The 20,655-nt window shown below is 31.2% G+C and carries 21 protein-coding genes and 3 tRNA genes; 13 read left to right on the top strand and 11 right to left on the bottom strand.

The window, feature by feature from the left end:
• Positions 1 to 8: 8 nt before the first annotated feature.
• From N4A42_RS07105 to N4A42_RS07095, 3 genes are read right to left on the bottom strand one after another with little or no spacing between them, the layout of a single operon-like run.
• A complete protein-coding gene (locus N4A42_RS07105; RefSeq protein WP_294071915.1) occupies positions 9 to 455 on the bottom strand; it encodes a MarR family winged helix-turn-helix transcriptional regulator in 447 nt (148 codons plus the stop codon).
• Complete coding sequence (locus N4A42_RS07100) at positions 448 to 984, bottom strand: NADPH-dependent FMN reductase (protein WP_294071912.1); 537 nt, start codon at positions 982 to 984, stop codon at positions 448 to 450. Before N4A42_RS07100 ends, N4A42_RS07105 begins: the two co-directional genes overlap by 8 nt.
• Positions 985 to 990: 6 nt before the next feature.
• A complete protein-coding gene (locus N4A42_RS07095; protein WP_294071909.1) occupies positions 991 to 1,344 on the bottom strand; it encodes a DoxX family protein in 354 nt (117 codons plus the stop codon).
• 186 nt (positions 1,345 to 1,530) lie between these two features.
• Between N4A42_RS07095 and N4A42_RS07090 the strand changes: the two genes are divergently transcribed.
• The gene (locus N4A42_RS07090; RefSeq protein ID WP_294071906.1) at positions 1,531 to 3,174 is read left to right on the top strand and encodes an acyl-CoA carboxylase subunit beta; all 1,644 of its coding nucleotides are present in this window, start codon (positions 1,531 to 1,533) and stop codon (positions 3,172 to 3,174) included.
• Between the two features lie 66 nt (positions 3,175 to 3,240).
• On the opposite strand, the gene N4A42_RS07085 is transcribed toward N4A42_RS07090, so the two are convergent.
• From N4A42_RS07085 to N4A42_RS07060, 6 genes are all read right to left on the bottom strand, one after another.
• Entirely contained in the window at positions 3,241 to 3,423 is a 183-nt protein-coding gene (locus tag N4A42_RS07085) for a hypothetical protein (protein WP_294071903.1), read from the bottom strand.
• A 100-nt stretch (positions 3,424 to 3,523) separates the two neighbouring features.
• Entirely contained in the window at positions 3,524 to 3,886 is a 363-nt protein-coding gene (locus tag N4A42_RS07080) for a methylglyoxal synthase (protein WP_294071900.1), read from the bottom strand.
• Entirely contained in the window at positions 3,887 to 4,750 is an 864-nt protein-coding gene (locus tag N4A42_RS07075) for a BadF/BadG/BcrA/BcrD ATPase family protein (RefSeq protein ID WP_294071897.1), read from the bottom strand. It abuts the gene before it with no gap.
• Positions 4,751 to 4,826: 76 nt separating this feature from the next.
• Positions 4,827 to 5,828 (bottom strand): type I glyceraldehyde-3-phosphate dehydrogenase, encoded by a 1,002-nt coding sequence (gap, locus tag N4A42_RS07070; RefSeq protein WP_294071894.1) that lies wholly within the window; start codon positions 5,826 to 5,828, stop codon positions 4,827 to 4,829.
• Between the two features lie 70 nt (positions 5,829 to 5,898).
• Positions 5,899 to 6,885: a 6-phosphofructokinase gene (gene pfkA, locus N4A42_RS07065; protein WP_294071891.1), complete on the bottom strand. Its 987-nt coding sequence runs from the start codon at positions 6,883 to 6,885 to the stop codon at positions 5,899 to 5,901.
• Between the two features lie 135 nt (positions 6,886 to 7,020).
• Positions 7,021 to 11,421, bottom strand: a complete 4,401-nt coding sequence (locus N4A42_RS07060; protein WP_294071888.1) for a translocation/assembly module TamB domain-containing protein — start codon at positions 11,419 to 11,421, stop codon at positions 7,021 to 7,023.
• A 169-nt stretch (positions 11,422 to 11,590) separates the two neighbouring features.
• Between N4A42_RS07060 and tsaD the strand changes: the two genes are divergently transcribed.
• The 9 genes from tsaD (at position 11,591) to N4A42_RS07015 (ending at position 18,931) form a co-directional block, all read left to right on the top strand.
• Positions 11,591 to 12,613, top strand: coding sequence for a tRNA (adenosine(37)-N6)-threonylcarbamoyltransferase complex transferase subunit TsaD (tsaD, locus tag N4A42_RS07055; protein WP_294071885.1), 1,023 nt, complete (start codon positions 11,591 to 11,593; stop codon positions 12,611 to 12,613).
• A 106-nt stretch (positions 12,614 to 12,719) separates the two neighbouring features.
• Positions 12,720 to 13,349, top strand: a complete 630-nt coding sequence (locus tag N4A42_RS07050; RefSeq protein WP_294071882.1) for a peptidylprolyl isomerase — start codon at positions 12,720 to 12,722, stop codon at positions 13,347 to 13,349.
• Complete coding sequence (locus N4A42_RS07045; protein WP_294071879.1) at positions 13,349 to 14,053, top strand: 16S rRNA (uracil(1498)-N(3))-methyltransferase; 705 nt, start codon at positions 13,349 to 13,351, stop codon at positions 14,051 to 14,053. Before N4A42_RS07050 ends, N4A42_RS07045 begins: the two co-directional genes overlap by 1 nt.
• Positions 14,054 to 14,261: 208 nt before the next feature.
• On the top strand, positions 14,262 to 15,053 hold the full coding sequence (locus tag N4A42_RS07040; RefSeq protein WP_294071876.1) for a hypothetical protein: 792 nt from the start codon (positions 14,262 to 14,264) through the stop codon (positions 15,051 to 15,053).
• 16 nt (positions 15,054 to 15,069) lie between these two features.
• Entirely contained in the window at positions 15,070 to 15,258 is a 189-nt protein-coding gene (locus N4A42_RS07035) for a hypothetical protein (protein ID WP_294071873.1), read from the top strand.
• Positions 15,259 to 15,400: 142 nt separating this feature from the next.
• Positions 15,401 to 16,042: a DUF4159 domain-containing protein gene (locus tag N4A42_RS07030; protein ID WP_294071870.1), complete on the top strand. Its 642-nt coding sequence runs from the start codon at positions 15,401 to 15,403 to the stop codon at positions 16,040 to 16,042.
• 66 nt (positions 16,043 to 16,108) lie between these two features.
• Entirely contained in the window at positions 16,109 to 16,618 is a 510-nt protein-coding gene (locus N4A42_RS07025; RefSeq protein WP_294071867.1) for a TrmH family RNA methyltransferase, read from the top strand.
• Positions 16,619 to 16,647: 29 nt separating this feature from the next.
• Positions 16,648 to 17,742 carry an AI-2E family transporter gene (locus tag N4A42_RS07020; RefSeq protein ID WP_294071864.1) on the top strand — a complete coding sequence of 365 codons (1,095 nt, stop codon included), beginning with the start codon at positions 16,648 to 16,650 and terminating at the stop codon, positions 17,740 to 17,742.
• A 7-nt stretch (positions 17,743 to 17,749) separates the two neighbouring features.
• A complete protein-coding gene (locus N4A42_RS07015) occupies positions 17,750 to 18,931 on the top strand; it encodes a class I SAM-dependent methyltransferase (RefSeq protein ID WP_294071861.1) in 1,182 nt (393 codons plus the stop codon).
• Here N4A42_RS07015 and N4A42_RS07010 read toward each other — a convergent pair.
• Both N4A42_RS07010 and N4A42_RS07005 read right to left on the bottom strand, forming a co-directional pair.
• Positions 18,918 to 19,331 (bottom strand): hypothetical protein, encoded by a 414-nt coding sequence (locus tag N4A42_RS07010; RefSeq protein ID WP_294071858.1) that lies wholly within the window; start codon positions 19,329 to 19,331, stop codon positions 18,918 to 18,920. The genes N4A42_RS07015 and N4A42_RS07010 overlap by 14 nt on opposite strands.
• 127 nt (positions 19,332 to 19,458) lie before the next feature.
• Positions 19,459 to 20,052 carry a hypothetical protein gene (locus tag N4A42_RS07005; RefSeq protein WP_294071855.1) on the bottom strand — a complete coding sequence of 198 codons (594 nt, stop codon included), beginning with the start codon at positions 20,050 to 20,052 and terminating at the stop codon, positions 19,459 to 19,461.
• 139 nt (positions 20,053 to 20,191) lie between these two features.
• On the opposite strand from N4A42_RS07005, the gene N4A42_RS07000 reads away from it, so the two are divergent.
• The 3 genes from N4A42_RS07000 to N4A42_RS06990 all read left to right on the top strand — a co-directional run bounded on the left by N4A42_RS07000 (position 20,192) and on the right by N4A42_RS06990 (position 20,457).
• Positions 20,192 to 20,275, top strand: a tRNA-Ser gene (locus N4A42_RS07000).
• A 26-nt stretch (positions 20,276 to 20,301) separates the two neighbouring features.
• Positions 20,302 to 20,376: transfer RNA gene (locus N4A42_RS06995), tRNA-Pro, on the top strand.
• Positions 20,377 to 20,383: 7 nt separating this feature from the next.
• Positions 20,384 to 20,457 (top strand) — tRNA-Arg (locus N4A42_RS06990).
• Positions 20,458 to 20,655: the final 198 nt, after the last annotated feature.

The following is a 20,655-nucleotide window of genomic DNA, read 5'->3' as shown; positions in this document are numbered from 1 at the left end:
AAATGCAACTAAACGCTTCTAATTTTATCTAGTAAATTGCTAAGTTGCGTTCCTTCGGTTTCTGTTAAGTTATTTAAAAAATCATGTTGATCATCATGCGTATCTATCGTTTTTAAAAGTTCTAAACCTTGATCTGTTATAGAAATATGAACCACACGCCTATCATTAGGGCAAGCAATACGCTCAATCAATTGTTTATCTATTAATTTATCCATTAAACGCGTAACATTTGGTGAGCGCTCTATCATGCGTTCTTTAATCGTCTGCACCTTTAAAGGTAATTTTGCACCACGCAAAATGCGCAAAATATTGTATTGCTGTGGCGACAAACCAAAAGGTTTAAAAAAGGCATTTTGCTTACTATTTATCCAATTTGCGGTATAAATAATATTTAAAAACGCTTTAACCTTATCGTTAGGGAATTTAGAATTAATTTCTTCTGAAAAATTAGCCATTGATTGCTGCCGTAAAGGTCTTTATTTGATTAGACAACTTGGTTTGCAAGTCTGTGTTTTTGAGTCCTTCATCAGAAAAATTCTCTGAAAATGATGGCAAAGAGAATTCCGCTACAATATTTCCTCCCATGTAAGGGAAACGTCCCTTTGCTACTTCTAAAACCGTTGCACCACCTCTTGCACCTGGCGAAGTTGCCATTAAAAGCATTGGAATATCACTCCATAATTTACCATCAATTCTAGACATCCAATCAAATAAATTCTTAAAAGCAGAAGCATAAGCTCCATTATGTTCTGCTAATGATAATACAATACCATTTGATGATTTTATTTTATCTAAAAACAATTGTGCATTCTCTGGAATACCATATTCCATTTCATAATCAATGCCATACATTGGTAACTCAAAATCGTTTAAATCTAAAACTTCTACCTCAGTATTTGTTAATTGATTTGCTGCATAAACAGCGAGTTGTTTGTTTATAGAATTCTTACTATTACTTCCGCCAAAAGCTATTACTTTATTCATTATTTATTAATTTATTCGTTTGTTAAAAATATAAGACACTATCAATAATATTAGAGCTACAACTGCACCTGTTTGTTCTCCATCTCCAATCATGTAATGTGCGAAAAATGCTAATATAAAAGCGAAGAAAAATCCAGCATAAGCCCATTCTTTTAATACTTTAAAATTAGAGTTCCATAAAGCAAATACACCTAATAATTTAGCAATACCATAAGGGTAAATGATATAAGATGGATAACCGAATTTATTGAACATACCAACAACTTCTTCATGGTTAAAAAAATACATTCCTGCTGAAAACAACATTAATAAACTCAATAAACCTGTAGCAACGTAAAATATAATTTTGTCTCGTTTCATTTTAATTTGTTTTTAAATTATGGTACAAATATATAGAAATTCAATTTATATTCCAAGGAATATATTTCCGTGTAATGTTTATTTTGAAAAATTAAGCACAAATATTTTATACAATGTTTTGTAAATTCGTGCAGATTAAATAATAAATCAAAATTTAAAAAGACACCCTGATTACAGGTAATTTGTATGGATATTGAATTCAATAAAAACGAAGATCACAATAAACTTCTACTTTCAGATTTAAAAAGACGTTTGGCTAAAGTTAAACTTGGCGGAGGTGAAAAAAGCATTGAAAAGCATCATAGCAAAGGAAAAATGACTGCCAGAGAGCGAATAGATTATTTATTAGACCCAAAATCTAAATCTATAGAAATTGGTGCGTTTGCTGGTGAAGGTATGTATAAGGATTATGGTGGTTGTCCATCTGGTGGTGTGGTTGTAAAAATTGGTTATGTAAAAGGGAAACAATGTATCGTAGTTGCCAATGACGCTACTGTAAAAGCTGGAGCTTGGTTTCCTATTACTGGTAAAAAGAATTTGAGAGCTCAAGAAATTGCAATAGAAAACAAACTTCCTATTATCTATTTGGTTGATTCTGCAGGTGTATTTTTACCAATGCAAGACGAAATTTTCCCAGACAAAGAACATTTTGGTAGAATATTTAGAAATAATGCCGTGATGAGCAGTATGGGAATTACCCAAATTGCTGCCGTTATGGGAAGTTGTGTTGCTGGTGGTGCATATTTACCAATTATGAGTGATGAAGCTTTAATTGTGGATAAAACTGGTAGTATCTTCTTAGCAGGAAGTTACCTTGTAAAAGCTGCAATTGGCGAAACTATAGATAACGAAACACTTGGTGGTGCAACAACGCATTGCGAAATTTCTGGTGTAACCGATTATAAAGCTAAAGATGATAAAGATGCTTTAGATACCATCAAAAATATTGTAGATAAAATTGGAGATTTTGACAAAGCTGGTTACAACCGTATAAAATCTAAGAAACCAAAAGAAAATCAAGAAGATATCTATGGTATTCTACCAAAGAGTAGAGCTGATCAATATGATATGAATGATATCATTAAGCGATTAGTTGATAATTCTGAATTTGAAGAGTACAAAGCTGGTTATGGGCAAACTATAATTACAGGTTATGCACGTATTGATGGTTGGGCTGTTGGTATTGTTGCTAATCAAAGACAAATTGTAAAAACCAAAGGTGCAAAAACCAAACCTGCCGAAATGCAATTTGGTGGAGTCATTTATAATGATAGTGCTGATAAAGCTACACGTTTTATTGCCAATTGTAATCAAAAGAAAATTCCATTAGTATTCTTACAAGATGTTACAGGCTTTATGGTAGGCAGCAAATCTGAACATGGCGGCATTATTAAAGATGGTGCTAAAATGGTAAATGCTGTTAGTAATTCTGTAGTGCCAAAATTTACTATTGTTATTGGTAACTCTTATGGCGCAGGTAACTATGCCATGTGTGGAAAAGCTTATGATCCTAGATTAATTGCAGCATGGCCAAGTGCTGAGCTTGCTGTTATGAGTGGTAAATCTGCTGCAAAAGTTTTATTACAAATAGAAACTGCTTCGCTAAAGAAAAAAGGAGAAACTATCACTAAAGAAAAAGAAGAAGAACTCTTTAATAAAATAAAATCGAGATACGATGACCAAGTGTCTCCTTACTATGCTGCTGCTAGAATTTGGACAGATGCTGTGATTGACCCTTTAGATACCAGAACATGGATTAGCATGGGAATAGAAGCTGCCAACCACGCTCCCATTGAAAAACCTTTTAATTTAGGTGTGTTACAGGTGTAACAAAACATAAACAACAAAAAAAAGAGCGCATATAATGCGCTCTTTTTTTTATCTAATAAAACTGAATTAGTGTGTTAAACTTTCTCTTTCAGCTTTCTTTTCTGCTTTAATTTCTTTAAAACGCTCTATTGCTGATCCAAAAACCCAATAAGGGATTACAAAAGTTAAAAGGAATATCATTAACCAAAATCCTATTGTTAATATGGTTAAAAACGCTAAAAATCCTAAATACTGGTCAAATTCGAACATAATTACGTGTCATTTTTAAAGATTGTACAAAGATATAACCAAATAATAAGTTTTACAATAGCCAAATTGAGATTTATTAACATTTAAATGAACAAAATATTTAAATGCTTTTAATTAATAACTCAGCAGTAGCTGGGTTTGTTGCTAGCGGTACATTATGCACATCGCATAAACGCATTAGCATAAGAATATCTGGCTCATGAGGGTGCTTATCTAATGGATCTCTAAAGAATAAAACCATATTACAACTCCCTTCTGCAACTCTTGTTGCTATTTGTGCGTCTCCTCCTAAAGGTCCTGATAATAAAACATTAACTTTAAAGCCGGCTTCTTTAACCTTTTTACCTGTTGTACCTGTAGCTATTAGAGAAATGTTTTTTTGATGCAACACTTCACTATGCGAATTTAAAAACTGAACCATCTCAGCTTTTTTACCATCGTGAGCAATAATGGCTATTTCCATCTATAAATTGTTAATATGATAATCTACTAAGCCTTCAATAGGTCTTCTTACAAAATTTCCAACTTTAAAATCATACTCTTTAGCGACCTCTTCAATCTCTTCTTTTGAAAAATAAGCAATAGAACCTGCAAAATGTACTGGTATTCCTGAGCTTAATTCTTCTTTAAACTGAAGTATCATATGCTCAGTAAATTGACGCAATCCTTTTTTAATTAATTCTTTAATATAATCGGAATCCTTATTAAGAAACATAAACTCAGCAAAACTCGCTAAATATGCATTAGGATTAGGTTGTTTGTATAAATTATATTTTATGTAATCTGCATCTACATTATACTTATGATCGAATGCTAACTTTAATGTATGTGGCATAACATTAAAATAATAATCACGAATCAATTCCTTACCGTAATAATTACCACTTGCCTCATCCATTATGGTATAGCCCAAGCTCTTAACACGTTGGTACAAAATATTACCATCAAAATAACTACAGTTAGAGCCTGTTCCTAAAATACAAACTACGGCTTCTTCATTAACAGAATTAATTGTTGCTCTTACCGCAGCCATAGTATCTTCTTGTACATCTGCTTTTGCATTAGGAAATATTTCTTCTAAAATATTCTTAAGCATAGCTTTTGGCTTATCGGTACCACAACCAGCCCCATAAAAAAACACATGCTCTACTTCATTACTCATAGACATGAGTTCGTCATTATCCCGAATGATTTTTTTAAGCTTTTTTTCGGTTAAAATTGCAGGATTTAATCCTTTGGTTCTCATCTTTTTGGTTTCAAGATTGCCATTTTTATTTATTGCAATCCAATCACATTTTGTAGAACCACCATCGGTAATTAAGATCATAAGGTTAAAATTAAAAATTCCGTAAGATTATTAATAAAGTTAATCCTACGGAATTTCTGAATTAATAATATAAGATTTATAAAGAATTTATCTTCAATGCTAAATCTACTAATTTATACGAATATGCAAATTCATTATCGTACCAAGATACAAGTTTGAAAAATTTTGAATTTAATTCAATTCCTGCACTAGCATCAAAAATACTTATACGTGTATCACTAACAAAATCTTGAGACACAACTGGTTCTTCTGTATAACCCAACACACCTTTCATTGCTCCTTCTGATGCTTTTTTAAATGCTGCTTTTATTTCTTCTAGAGATGTTTCCTCTTTAGTTCTCACAGTTAAATCTACAACAGAAACGTCTGCGGTTGGCACTCTAAATGCCATACCAGTAAGTTTACCGTTCAATTTTGGAATTACTTTACCAACAGCCTTTGCTGCACCTGTTGTAGTAGGTATAATATTATTAATAGCTGATCGTCCTATTCTATAATTTTTACGTGAAGGACCATCTACTGTTAATTGTGTTGCTGTAGCTGCATGTACGGTAGTCATTAAAGCTTCTTCTATACCAAAATTATCGTCGATAACTTTTGCTACAGGCGCTAAACAATTTGTAGTGCACGATGCACAAGATACAATTGTATGCTCTGCTGTTAATTCATCATCATTAACTCCCATTACAAACATTGGCGCATCTTTACTTGGCGCAGATATTGCAACTTTTTTTGCTCCAGCATCGATATGATATTGTGCTGTTTCTAGTGTTTTAAAAATTCCTGTACACTCAGCAACAACATCTGTATCTACCTCATCCCATTTTAAATTTTTAGGGTCTCTTTCTGCTGTAACACGAATTGTTTTACCATCTACAACTAAATTGCCATCTTTTACCTCTATTGTTCCATCAAAACGGCCATGAACAGAATCATACTTTAGCAAATATGCTAGATGCTCTACATCTAATAAATCATTAATAGCAACTACATCTACATCTGGACGTTTTACTGTTGCTCTAAATACTATTCTACCTATTCTTCCGAATCCGTTAATTGCTAATCTTAAATTTGACATTTTTTTTTGTTTAAAGTTTTTTAAATTCAAGGTTTATAATTGATATAAACATTAAATTTTGAATTTTGAATTATATTGTCATTATATCTGAAACTCTTAGTAGTTCCATATCAATTTTTGATTGTCCTTTTATGGCCTGCTCAAATGGTGTTAAATCCATAGTATCATTTTTTAAACCAACCATATAGTTGCTTTTCCCTATGATAAGGCTTTCTACCGCTTTAACTCCCATTCGACTCGCTAAAACACGATCGAAACAAGATGGGTTCCCGCCTCTCTGCATATGTCCTAGTACAGAAACACGAACTTCATATTCTGACATATTTTCTTCCACATAATCTGCTAGCTCAAACACATTTTTACCAATTTTATCTCCTTCAGCAACCACAACTATACTCGAAGATTTACCAGACTGTTTACTTCGGCGTAAAGATTCTAATAATCGATCTAAACCCAAATCTTCTTCAGGAATTAAAATTTCTTCAGCACCAGCACCTACACCAACATTAAGTGCTATATGACCTGCATCTCTTCCCATAACTTCAACAAAGAATAATCTGTTATGCGAACTGGCTGTATCTCTTATTTTATCAATTGCATCTACAACTGTATTTAAAGTTGTATCATACCCAAGCGTATGTGTTGTTCCGTAGATATCATTATCTATTGTACCAGGAATACCAATTACAGGAAAACCAAACTCTTGGTTAAAAACCATGGCACCTGTAAAACTTCCATCACCTCCTATAACTACAAACGCATCTATACCTGCTTTTTGTAATGCATCATGTGCTTTTTGTCTACCTTCTTTTGTCCTAAATTCTTTAGAACGTGCAGATTTTAACATGGTACCACCCTTATTAATAATTCCTTTAACACTACGAGCATCCATTTTTTCAAAATCACCTTCAATCATTCCCTGATAACCTCTATAAATACCGTAACATTCTAAGCCATGGAAAGCACAAGTCCTTACCACAGACCTTATTGCAGCGTTCATGCCTGGTGAATCTCCACCAGATGTTAAAACACCTATTTTTTTTATTGTACGTAGCATATTTTTTTTATTCTATACAGTAAAATTAATAAACTATAAACGGAATATAATGACTATTGTCATAAAAAAAACAGACTCACAAAAACTCAAACGTTTTCGTTAATAACTATTTCTGAAAAATTGAAAAAAGTGATATTAAGACTTAGATTTTGTCTTCTTTTTTTTCATTGTAATGTAGTCTGGCATAAGGTCATCATCCTCTTCTTTTTCTTCTTCTTTCTTTACCGGTTTATCTTTTCTATTTTTTCCAGAGAAAATAATATCGATAAGTTCTTTAAACGTATCAAACTCTACATTATAAGACAAACCAACCCCTTGTGTATAACCAATTTCTTCCCCAAAGTTTCTAATTGTATTTTCTCTATTAAAAACTTTTGCTCTAAAGGTACCATCTTCATTTAACAACCAATCTATTTGTACATCTCCTCTAATTGTAGTTTGTTGTGCACTGCCAAAAGGAACACCTACTTTACCATTTATTAATATTTTATCTGATATTTTGGTTTGTAATGTAAGACCTACTCTACTATTGGTTTGCAACTCTGGTGTGTCTTGACCTAATTCTACATCAATACCAACCTTTAAACCATCATTATCACTCCCTAATAAATTATTGACAATACCTGTTAATCGTTCGGCTATAGTGCCCGAAAAATTAACACCTGCTAAACCACTAGCGAAACTCCCTGTTGTTAAAAAATATAAAGCTTGGTTATCGCGCTCATCTTTAGAGGACAATCTGTAATCTAGCTCTGATTTCACAGTTGAATTTACTGTTGGGAACCTAAAATTAAACTCAGGATCTGGTTGCTCTAACTGACCTGTAAGGTGTATTTCTACTTCAACTGGTATGGTTTGATTAATAGGATTATCTAATAAAACTGAAGGGTTTGCAGAACCTTGATAAACCGCTTTAATGTCTATTTGTGCTTTCATAGGATCACCTTCCCATTCTAAAACACCACCTGGCTCTACATTAAATCTTTTTTCAACCAGTCCACGATATTTAAAATTATAGGTTCCTTCATATACTGTAAAATCTCCCCACATATCAAAAGTACCATTGGTATTAATGAAAAAACCTAAGTTACCTTCTCCTTTTCCTTTTATTGTACTTCCTGAATCTTTATCGATAACAATTTCTATTACGGCATCTTGTGTTACATTTAAATCAAAATCTAACACTAATCCTTTAACTGAAATTTGTTCTTGTATTTCTCCATTAATCCTTGCCATTTTTTCTTCAGGTGTAAGGAAATGGATGAATGAATTATCACCAAAACTCTCAGAATCATTTAAGGGTATAAAAAATTCTGTTCCAGCTTCGGTTTTACCATCATCTACATCAATCACTAATTGATCTGTAGGACCTTTTATCTCTGCTGTACCAGATATAAAACCTGTTCCGTAATATAATTCGTCTTCAGATTCTTCTGTGTTTAAAACTAACAAACGATCTGTACTTAGATCTAAACCCAATTTCCAGTCAGAAAAATTATTATGTTCTATAAATCCATTAAGGTAACCTCTAGAGAAATACTTAGAATCTGTCATGGCTACATTATTGAAAATAAACTGCTGGTTTCGTAATGACACCTTAGAGTCAAAATCGAAACCATAATCTACATTAAGATATGGTATGGATAAACCTGCTCTATCTAACAATAACTCACCATCAATACTTGGCTTTTTAAGACTACCTGTTACTTTAGCATTACCAGAAACCAAACCTCTAATATTACTAATAACTCCTTCCCCTAAAGGATTTAATGGGTCTAATAAAAATTCTTCGAATGCAACATCTAAATTAATGGTAGGGTTTTGTTTGACTACATCAACGCTTCCTCTGGCTAAAAAAGAGGTTAGATTATCATTAACCAAAGAAACATCTACCTTATAATTTGTTATGGAATTGTTGCCTTCTAACTTTGCATTTAATTTTCCAAGATTGTAATCATTTACATTAAGATTATTTACTTCTATATTAGATTTAGGTAAATAAATTCCATCGTTTTGTAAAACGCTTAGTTTTCCGTTAACAGTACCATCTAAAGCCAAACTATCTATATGTGGTGTAATCTTATCTAGCTCCACATCTTTAAAATCTACTTTAAGATTTTTGTTTTCTTTATCAGTAATAGTACCCGAAAGTTCTATTTCTTCATTACCTTGATTTATGGTTATAGGAAAAATATCGAAAGCTGTTAGAGTCCTATCAAACCTAACTTTATTAAAATTATTCTTTTCTGAATTAATCATCCAATCATGCCCTTTAAAAAGCATATCAGATTTTCTAAAACCTAAAATAGATTTATTGGCTTCGTCTATTGTATAAAAAAGATTAAGGTCAAATCTGTCTTTATTGCTTTTTCCGCCTTTAAACTCAGTTTTTATAAGAAGTGTATCTCTTTTGGTTACATTGATTAGTGTAAAATCTGAAGCATCATATACACCAGCACTTAAACTGTCTATTTCTATAAATGTGTTATACAGAGGGTTGCTATTATCTACACTAACATTAATATCATTTACAAAATAATCCTGAAATTTTATCTCAGGTGAGTTAAAGGTGAGTTCAAATCCTTTTTCGTCGGTTTCTATTCTACCTTCAACAAAGGTGTTCTTACCCAAATACAAATCTTTAAAGAATACAGCAGCAATTTTTGAATAGATATTAAATCTAAAATCAATGTACTGTCCCTCATCAACTTCAAAAGGAATATAGTTAGCATAGATACTACCTATCGAATTTTCAGCGAGTTTTAAAACATCTTCAATCTTAAATTTTCCTTTTACACTTCCGTTAACAATATCTGGTGAATTAATAGAGATTGTACGTTCATCACCCTTAAATGAAGACACAATATCAAAATCTTGAAAACTATATCTGTTATCCTGATTTTTATAGGTAGTGTTCTTTATGTTTATTGCACCACTTACATCATTATAAGTAGAACCTGTTGCGGTTATATTAACCAGTCCTCTAAATTCAGATATACTATCTCTTGTTACAAAATTGAGTGCTCTTAAATCTGCATAACCAACATTAGCTTTAAAATCGAATTTCTTTTCCGCTTCAACAAAATCAACTAACCCGTTAAAGTTTAATTGTAGATTAGGATCATCTGCTAATAGTTTTCCATTAAAAATCTTATTGCCAAGATTACCAGAAACATGCACACCTTGATAAGTGTAATCGTTATATTCTAAACTAAAAACGTCACCTTCAATATCTGTACGTAAATTGTTTAATACAAAACCTTTACCATCTACATCGAGGTTAGCAGAAACAAATTTTGCCTTAGGATCATTTATAAGCTGACCAATATCAAACTGATCAAAAACAACATTACCAATATAACTTGCTTCATCTATATCATCTATTTCGGTTAATTTTAAATCAGATTTCACAAATCCTAAGTCTGTATCTATTGCTAGATCTGCATCAATACGATTTGCTGTTATATGAGATGTTCCTCGAGCTCTAAAATTACCTACCTTAGAAAAAAATGATGGTATAGCATTACCCAAAATTTTAGGAAGCAACGCTGTTAAATCGTTATAATTTGAAGCTAAATTTTTAAAATTACCATCTAAAGAAAAACTATCTTCTTCTCTATTAAACAAACCTTTAAAATTAACATCTCCTATAATTCTTGTATTTCTTGTAGTACTAACATTAAGGTTTTTGGCAGTAAGATTATTTAACGTACCTGATAAATCTGCATTAAAACTTGCACGCTGATTAACACCAAATTCATCAAAAAACACATTTAGTTCTGTGAGTGAAACTTCAGAATCCTTAAAACTTGCTGTTACATTTACCTTATCTGTAAAGTATTTTAAGTCTTCTCGTTTATAATCAAATCTTAAGTCGCCTTTTAATTCAGAATTCTCAGTCTTTATCTTAAGATCGCCAAAATTCATATGATGCAAAGTGTACTCAAAATTTGCCATTAAATTATCTACAGCAATACCTCTACTATCTTTAAAACTGAATTTATTAATACGAGAACTTACGTCTGGTCCATAAATTAAAAAATTAGTTGTATTTGCATTGAGCTCTGTAAATACAAAGATTTTAGGATTTTCAAGATTTTCATCTGTGAGCTTAAAAATACCATCTTCTATAGACACATCGCTAGACGACAACAAGAACTTACTAGGTCCTACTCTTGGGTTATCGTCATCGAATTTTTCTACAAAAACATCTAGATTGGTGTCTCTTTTTCCTTTATAGGTCTTTAAATTGAAAACCAAATCATGAATATCTATATCGCCAAAGTTGAGTTTGCTATTGTAAAGGTTTTTAAAACTTATAATAGAACTGTTTAGCTCACCAATACTAATTAAAGTATCCTTTTTGTAATCTCTAATTAAAATTTCTTTGAGCTCTATATCACCATTGAGCTGAAGACCAACTTTACCAATATTAATATCGGTTTTAAAATCTTCATTTAATCTTTCGGTAGCGTATTTACCAAGTTTGGTTTGTACGGCAGGAATCCCAACAATTAAAAAAACAATAAGAAACAACAACAGAATTATACCTGCTATTTTACCTATTATTTTGAGTATTCGTTTGATAGAATTTATACTTATTAATTGATGAAATCTTCACTACCTTTGCCTATACAATACGTTAACAAGTATTGTTTTAGACTACGTCTGGTAAAATTAACAATTATTGTGCCCTTTTTAGTTAATGAAAAAAGAAAATATTTACATTCTTGGTATTGAATCTTCTTGCGATGATACATCGGCTGCTGTATTATGTAACGACACCATTTTAAGTAATGTTGTAGCAGACCAAAAAATACATACAGAGTATGGCGGAGTTGTGCCAGAACTAGCATCTAGAGCGCATCAGCAAAACATAGTTCCGGTTGTGCATCAGGCATTAGAAAAAGCTGGTATTACTAAAGATCAATTAAGTGCTATTGCTTTTACTCGTGGTCCTGGTTTAATGGGTTCGCTTTTAGTTGGCACTTCTTTTGCTAAATCTTTAGCCTATGGATTGGATATTCCGTTGATTGATGTTAACCATATGCAAGCGCATATTTTGGCACATTTTATTGAAGAAGAAGACCATAAAAAACCACCCTTTCCTTTTTTAGCAATGACTATTTCTGGTGGACACACACAAATTGTAAAAGTTACCAGTCATTTTGAAATGGAAGTTTTAGGCGAAACCATTGATGATGCTGTTGGTGAAGCTTACGATAAAAGCGGAAAAGTATTAGGATTGGGTTATCCTGCTGGTCCAGAAATTGACAAACGTGCACAGTTAGGAAACCCTAAAGCTTATAAATTTACCAAACCAAAAGTAGATGGTCTTAATTTTAGTTTTTCAGGATTAAAAACCGCAATCCTTTATTTTGTACAACGCGAAACTAAAGCCAATCCAAATTTTGTGGAAGAAAACCTAAATGACATCTGTGCTTCCATTCAGTATACTATTATTGGTATTTTAATGGATAAACTAAAACTTGCCGTAAAGCAAACAGGCACAAAACACATTGCTATTGGTGGTGGTGTTTCTGCCAATTCTGGTATAAGACAAGCCCTTAAAGATGCTGAAAGCAAACATGGCTGGACGACTTACATTCCTAAATTTGAATATACTACAGACAATGCTGCTATGATAGCTATTGTTGGTTATTTAAAATACTTAGAAAAAGATTTTTCAGATTTTGATGTGATGGCTACAGCTAGGTTGAAGATATAAATTGTTAAAACATCTGTTAATAAGCTCTAAGGTTTTAGTTCAATTCAGTTTTAAAATTTAGTTGTTTTGTAAGTACTCCAAATCTTACTAAACACATATATTTATTATGAAACAGTTATTACTAGCATTATTATTAGTTCCGTTGTTAAGTTTTTCGCAAGAATCTTTAGAAAAAGAACTCGATTCTATAAACTCTATTGAAGAAGCAAAATCCTTTGCTAAAACCTATAAAAAAGCTAACAAGAGTAAAGTATTTACTTTTAACAAAGAAAAGCATAAAACACGCTTGGCAGATGATTTATTTAAGCTCTCTGAAGGAAACACAAAAACTGTCAAAAACGAAAACAAAAAGACAGTATATAAAGTTATAGCTAAAAGTAAAACACCTCATTACAAAGTACGATATATCTTTTTTGATGGTAACAAATTGACTTTAGAAGAAATTAATGCTAAACGCTATAAAATTATATCTCAATACCAAAAAGGCTATACATTTAGTAAACTAGCAAAAATTCACTCTATGGACATAAACGCTAAACGAGGCGGAGATTCTGGCTGGTTTCCTGAAGGAAAAATGCATCCAAAATTTGAAGAAGCTGTTAAAGAAAATGACAAAAACACTATTTTTACTCTAGATATAGAAGATAAAAAATGGCACTATATTATTCTTAAAACACAGCCAAAAAAAATAATAGAAGAAATTACAGTTTTACAATATTCTGAAGCCATAGATTAATGCAATTATTCTACAACCCAAATATATCAGAAAATGACAATATGTTCAGCTTCGATAAAGACGAAAGCAGACATATTGTAAAAGTACTTCGTAAAAAAATTGGAGATCAATTACACATTACTAATGGAAAAGGCTGGTTATTTAACGCTGAATTAACCTTAGCTGACACCAAACATTGTGCTGTAAATATTTTATCTAAAAGCCTTCAATCAAAAAAAGATTATACTTTACATTTAGCGGTAGCTCCAACAAAAATGAATGATCGTTACGAATGGTTTTTAGAAAAAGCTACCGAAATAGGTATTGACGAAATTACACCAATCATTTGTGATAATAGCGAGCGTAAAATGGTGAAATTAGAACGTTTTGAAAAAATCATTCAATCTGCAATGAAACAATCTTTACAATGTTATTTGCCAAAACTAAATACTCCTATTTCGTTTAAGAATTTTATACGTCAAGATTTTTCTAGTCATAAGTTTATAGCGCATTGCGAAGACACAGACAAAAGATCTTTAAAATCACAGTTGAGAGCAAACGAAGATTATATTATACTCATTGGACCAGAAGGCGATTTTAGCGTTAAAGAAATTGAAATAGCTTTAGCAACTGAATACACACCAATAACCTTAGGAAATACACGTCTTCGTACAGAAACAGCTGCAATTACAGCATGTCATTCGGTGGCTTTTATTAATGAATAATAAATAAAAATCTTATCGTCGATTATTTCCACTCCATTACTTAAAAGCCTCTTTATTTTTGTAAAAATATTAATAACAAAAATGAACAAATCATGGCATTACACAAAGACTACGAGTACACACAAGCAGATTTAGACAATCACGCAAATCAACTAAATCCTAATAACGACGAATATTGGAATTCTAGAGAAGAAAATTAAAATACATTATGCCTCAAAAAAAATCTTTAAAGGAAAATGACGTTTATGAGTCCTTATTAAATCTAAAAATTAAAAATCCATACTATTACAAACAGCATGGCATTACTTTAAAATTTGTTATTATCTCGTTTTTTTGCTCAAAAATTGAAAGCATAGAACGAAACATCATTTACATTCTTTATATAGCTAATGTTATAAAGCATGAAGAATTAAAAGTATATAAAGATAAGATTAATCAACAGGTTTTAAAAAAGCTTTTAAAACATCTTATTGGGAATGAAAAAATCATGTATAAAAAAGATTTTAGAGAAATGATAGGCATAAAAAGCTCAGAAACTTTTAAAAATTATTTCGATGATTCATCAGCTTACAAAACCTACGTTACTGAACACTCTAAATATTTAAAAACTTTAGACCCTAAGACGCGTAAGCTTACTTTAAATGAAATTTTAGAACTCTTAGAATTTTGGCAAGGCATAGATAAAAAAGGGCGTATTCAAGCTTATACAAAAGAAGAACTAGGTGAACGCCTTTTTGAAAATTACAGTAAAAGCTATCAAAAAGAACAACTAGAGTTACTCTTAGACGAACATATTACAAATCATACTTATAATGAAGAATATTCTAAAACTGAATATTACAAAGCTCATGATTTCATAAAACCAGAAATAGTAATCAATTTTCTAAATGAACTACGTTACGAAACAGATATAAACCTAGAAGAAGACACTTATGGAGAAGAGCACGAATTATTCTTTTTATTCGGATTATATATTATCAAAACTTTTAAACTCAAATAAAAATATAAACTTAAAAATGAAAAAACAAAATCATAACGCAGATATAAAAAACCCTAATAAAGGCACAACAGGCACTAATATAACATATAAAAAAATGCTCATAAACAGAGAAAAACAACTAAAATTACACAAAGAAAAACCTCAAGATATTATTGACGAAGGTGAATATTTAGATGAAGGTTACTTTGCTTTTCGTGACGAATAACCCTCTAAATTGTATCAATTAAAATCGCTATTCAGTACAAAAATGTGCTTCTAGCGATTTTTTCTGTTAAAGAAAACAAATAAGCGTTTTAGTTTAAATATATTCCTTTAACTTTGAATAATACACCTACGCACCAAGTAATATGAAATTTATAGTTACAATCTACTTTATACTAACTACTACAGTACTTTTAGCCCAAGATGTAGCTGTTTTAAAATACAAAGGTGGTGGTGATTGGTACAGTAATCCTACCGCATTACCCAATTTGGTAAAATATTGTAATGACAATATAGACACCAACATTAACGAAAACATACAGACTGTAGAAGTTGGTAGTACAGATATTTTTCAATTTCCGTTGTTGCATATGACAGGTCATGGCAATGTATTTTTTAGTGATGATGATGCCGAAAACCTAAGGAATTATCTGATTTCTGGTGGATTTCTTCATATCGATGATAATTACGGAATGGAGCCTTATATTACCAAAGAATTGAAAAAAGTATTTCCAAATAATGAATTAAGAGAAATCCCTAAAGATCACGAAATATTCAATACGGCATTTAACTTTCCTAACGGTTTACCAAAAATCCATGAGCACGATGGAAAAGCACCACAAGCATTTGGTATTTTTCATGAAGATAGACTTGTTTTATTATTTACTTTTGAAAGTGATTTAGGTGATGGTTGGGAAGATGCAGAAGTACACAATGACCCAGAAGAAGTACGTGAAAAAGCTCTTAAAATGGGTGCTAATATTGTGAAGTATGCTTTTACTAATTGACGATTATAGATTGACTAATGTCGAATAATGTAAATCTAAAATTGTAATTCTAAATCAAAAATCTATTTGCAACTCACCCACTACACTTCTAACTTTAAAAAACAAAAGCATCCTATTACATTAGTTTGCGAAAACATTACTAATGCACCAAATATTGGCTCTCTGTTTCGCACAGCTGATGCTTTTAATATTGAAGAAATAGTATTTTGTGGTAATAATATTCCAATAGGAAAACGCATGAGCAAAACATCGCGTTCTACTGAGAAATATGTCAATTTTAAAGCGGAACAAGATATAAATGACACCATACAACAATTAAAAAACACACATTACATTATTGCCTTAGAAATTACTGAGAACAGTATTGAATTGGGCAAATTCTCATTAAGCAATAATAAACCAATAGCGTTAATACTTGGTGATGAAAATTTTGGTGTTTCAGAATCTGTTTTAAAGCTATGTGATGCCATAATACATATTAACATGTATGGCAACAATAGTAGTATGAATGTGGTACAAGCTACAAGTATTGCGCTTTACGAAATTACCAATCAACTTAATTCTAAAAATTTGTAACGCTGAATTAAATTCAGCATCTTTGAGTTATGAATTCAAAAATCATTGCAAACGGTATTCTTAGAGCTTTAGGTATTCTTTTAGCTATTGTATTGATTTTATTTTTTCTTTACAAAATACAATCTGTAATCGTTTATATTGCTGTAGCTGGTGTTATTTCGTTAATTGGGAGACCTATTGTATTATTTTTAAGACGCAAACTTAAATTTAAAAACACATTAGCTGTAGTAGTAACTATGTTACTATTTATAGGATTACTAATAGGCTTATTATCTCTATTTATTCCACTTATAAAAGATCAAGGTAAAAGTTTGGCTCTGTTAAACTCTGAAGAGTTCAATAAAAACATCAATTATATATATGAGCAATTGATAGATTATTTTGAATTTAACAATATAAATATTGAAGAGTCGATTAAGAAATCTGGCCTTTTATCTAAGTTTGATTTTTCTGCTATACCATCGTTTTTAAATAGTATTATTGGAGGTATTGGAAGTATTAGTATTGGTTTATTTTCGGTACTCTTTATTAGTTTTTTCTTTTTAAAAGACAGTAAACTTTTTGAAGATGGAGTTATGATATTTGTGCCAGACAATAAAGAAATGCGTTCTAAACGCTCATGGAACAAAATTAAAGATTTACTTTCTCGCTATTTTGTTGGGCTTATATTTCAGATTTCAATTCTTTTTATCATTTATACTATAGTATTACTAGTATTTGGTATTCAAAATGCCATTGTCATAGCATTTTTATGCGCACTACTTAATTTGGTACCGTATGTAGGTCCTTTAGTTAGTGCATTTTTAATGTTATTTTTAAGTATGACAAGCGGATTAGTTCAAGAATTAGATTTTAGCACATCAATACTACCAAAAACCACCTATGTAATGATTGGTTTTATTATTGCGCAATTGGTAGATAATTTTTTTAGCCAACCGTTTATTTTTTCGAAAAGTGTAAAATCTCACCCTTTAGAAATCTTCTTAGTTATCATCATTGCAGGTATTTTATTTGGTATTGTTGGTATGATTGTCGCCGTACCTGCTTACACAGCAATTAAAGTAATTTTAAAAGAGTTTTTATCTGATTATAAAATAGTTAACAAACTCACCAAAGGGTTATAATAATAATTTGAACAAAACCATACTACATACTGAAATTCAAGAATTTATAAACTCAAATTTAAATTCAGATATTTCGAATTTATTACTAAAAGGTATTCATTTTGAAGACATAGATTCTAAAACGATTATAGAACAGATTGAAGCCAAAAAGCGTTGCGAAAAGAAACTACCGACTTGGTTTAACACAGAAAACATCTACTACCCAAACAAACTGAATATTGAGCAAACTTCTTCTGAAATTACAGCTAAATACAAAGCTAATTTAATATCTGGAAAATCCTTAATAGATCTTACGGGAGGCTTTGGTGTTGATACTTATCATTTTTCTAAAAAAGCTGAAAGTGTGACCCATTGTGAGGTTGATACAGAACTTTCTGAAATTGTAAAGCATAACTACCAAGTCTTAAAAGCAAAAAATATTAATTGCTTAAATGAAAATGGAATCGACGCTCTTAAGCGTATAGACAAACCATTTGATTGGATATATATTGATCCATCACGTAGAGATAACTCAAAAAATAAAGTATTTCTACTTTCGGATTGTGCACCAAATATTAAAACATTTAAAGATCTATTTCTAAAATATGCCAAAAACGTGATGGTAAAAACATCACCTCTATTAGACATAACTGCAACTAAACAAGATTTAAAACATGTAAAAGAACTTCATGTTGTTGCTGTCAATAATGACGTAAAAGAATTACTCTGGATTTTAGAGCAGAACTACAAAGATGATTTTCTCATAAAGTCCGTTAATATTACTAAATCTAAAAATGAAACTTTTGAGTTTTTCTATAATGAGGAACTATCTTCACCTGCAGATTATTCAAAGCCACTCACCTACCTATACGAGCCAAATTCAGCCATTTTAAAGGCAGGCGCATTTAATATACTAAGCCGTAAACTCAATAGTTTTAAACTTCACAAACATTCACATTTATATACTACCGAAAAACCTATTGATTTCCCTGGTAGACAATTTGTTATAGAAAAAGTTATTCCTTTTAACAAAAAAGAGTTTGCTAAAAAACGTATAACTAAAGCAAATGTAACCACTCGTAACTTTCCGTTATCTGTAAATGAGATAAGGAAAAAACTTAAAATAAAGGACGGTGGCAACATTTACCTGTTCTTTACAACAGATGTTAACAATTCTAAAATTATTCTATTGTGCTCTAAAGCGAAGTAGGCGTATAAGATACAATTTGATTATTGCTATTAATCTCTATCTCGTAAGCCATACAATTATCCATAAGTAATACAACCTTATCATCTCTCACAGATGCTTGATTGCTGTCTAATGAAAATAATACTTCTCCTTCATTAAAACTAGCCCAAGATGTTGTGGTATTAGCCGGAATATTAGGAATATCAATTATAACAATACCATCACTATCAACTACTTTAAAATCAAAAGCAATTGTACCATTGTTAACCACTCTGGTAATAGGATTTTGGTCAATACAAGGTTCGTTTAATTCATTTGATGTTGGCTGTGACGAAATATCATTTTCTAAAGATTCTGAAGTACAGCTTAATAATGACATAGCAAGACCCATTACAGGTGCAAATTTAAGTAGGTTTTTCATCGGTTAATAGTTTCGTTGTCATTGAAAATTCAATAACAATCAATTTGGGACTACAAAGTTACGAAACAGATTTTCAGCACCGACAAAAAGTTTTAATTATTCGACGAAATACATGATTTTGAATCATTTATAAATATCCCTTCTGTGCAATAAGCATATCATCACCCCAAAGTTTTACCAAATATGAAATATCTATAGGAAAGAAAGATGAGGAACCATCTGTATTATATTTAACAGGGCACTGTATGCGTTTTCCATCTATGATTTTGCATGTATTCTCGTTATTATCTACAATGATTATTTGCTCAGAATCTAGCTTATGATATACTTTTTTCAAATCTATGACAGCATACTTTATAAAATCATTTGCTTTTTTTATTTGAGATTTAGAACTATCTATTACCCCATAAGTAAAATAATGCGCTTTCATTTTATAGTATTCAGACTCATGACGCGATTTTATTTTATTTGAATCTCGTCTATATCTTATCGTAAAATCATTAAAGTCTTCATACTGTTTTTCTCTAAATCGTTCTTGAACAGTCATTATATTATCACCTTTTCTAAAGACATAATCAATACCATTCATCATATCTATATATTTTGCATAATCTTTTCGTAATTGTACTTGTGTCCAATTTAAAGACTGATAAATCAACGGAATAGCTAGATTTTGGTGTACATAATCAGTAAAGGCTCTATCTTTTGAATACTTAGACATTATCTAATAAATGTAACCATATATTTATGTCTATCAAAGGAATATGAAATAAGATGTAAAAAACTCAAAAAATTGTTGCGTTCTTTAATATGAAAAGTTACATTTGCATCCGCAATTTAGGATACGTTCTTAATTTATTGGAGAGGTGCCAGAGTGGTAATGGAGCAGATTGCTAATCTGTCAACGCGTAAGTGTTGCCCGGGTTCGAATCCCGGTCTCTCCGCAAAAAACAAATTGATAACCAATTTTCGGGGTGTAGCGTAGCCCGGTTATCGCGCCGCGTTTGGGACGCGGAGGTCGCAGGTTCGAATCCTGCCACCCCGACTTTATTGGTCGCGTAGCTCAGCTGGATAGAGCATCTGCCTTCTAAGCAGACGGTCACAGGTTCGAATCCTGTCGCGATCACTGAGTTGAAAACTCAACTAATTGTTAATCAATTGGTTGGGTTTTTTGTTTTTGTAAAAGTGCCACTTTTTGTGTCACTTTTTTGTTTTACTTCCCCAAGCTCTTATTTATTTTCAGGTTTAGTAAAGTTTTATAATGTTGTAGAATTAAGAAAATATTTTATTCCCAAAAAATTCTCAAAAATTTCTTATATATAAT

Source organism: Winogradskyella sp., from assembly GCF_025210595.1.
Taxonomy (GTDB): Bacteria; Bacteroidota; Bacteroidia; order Flavobacteriales; family Flavobacteriaceae; genus Winogradskyella.
The sequence above is the reverse complement of the archived record's forward strand: the minus strand, read 5'-3'. Positions and strand labels throughout refer to the sequence as shown.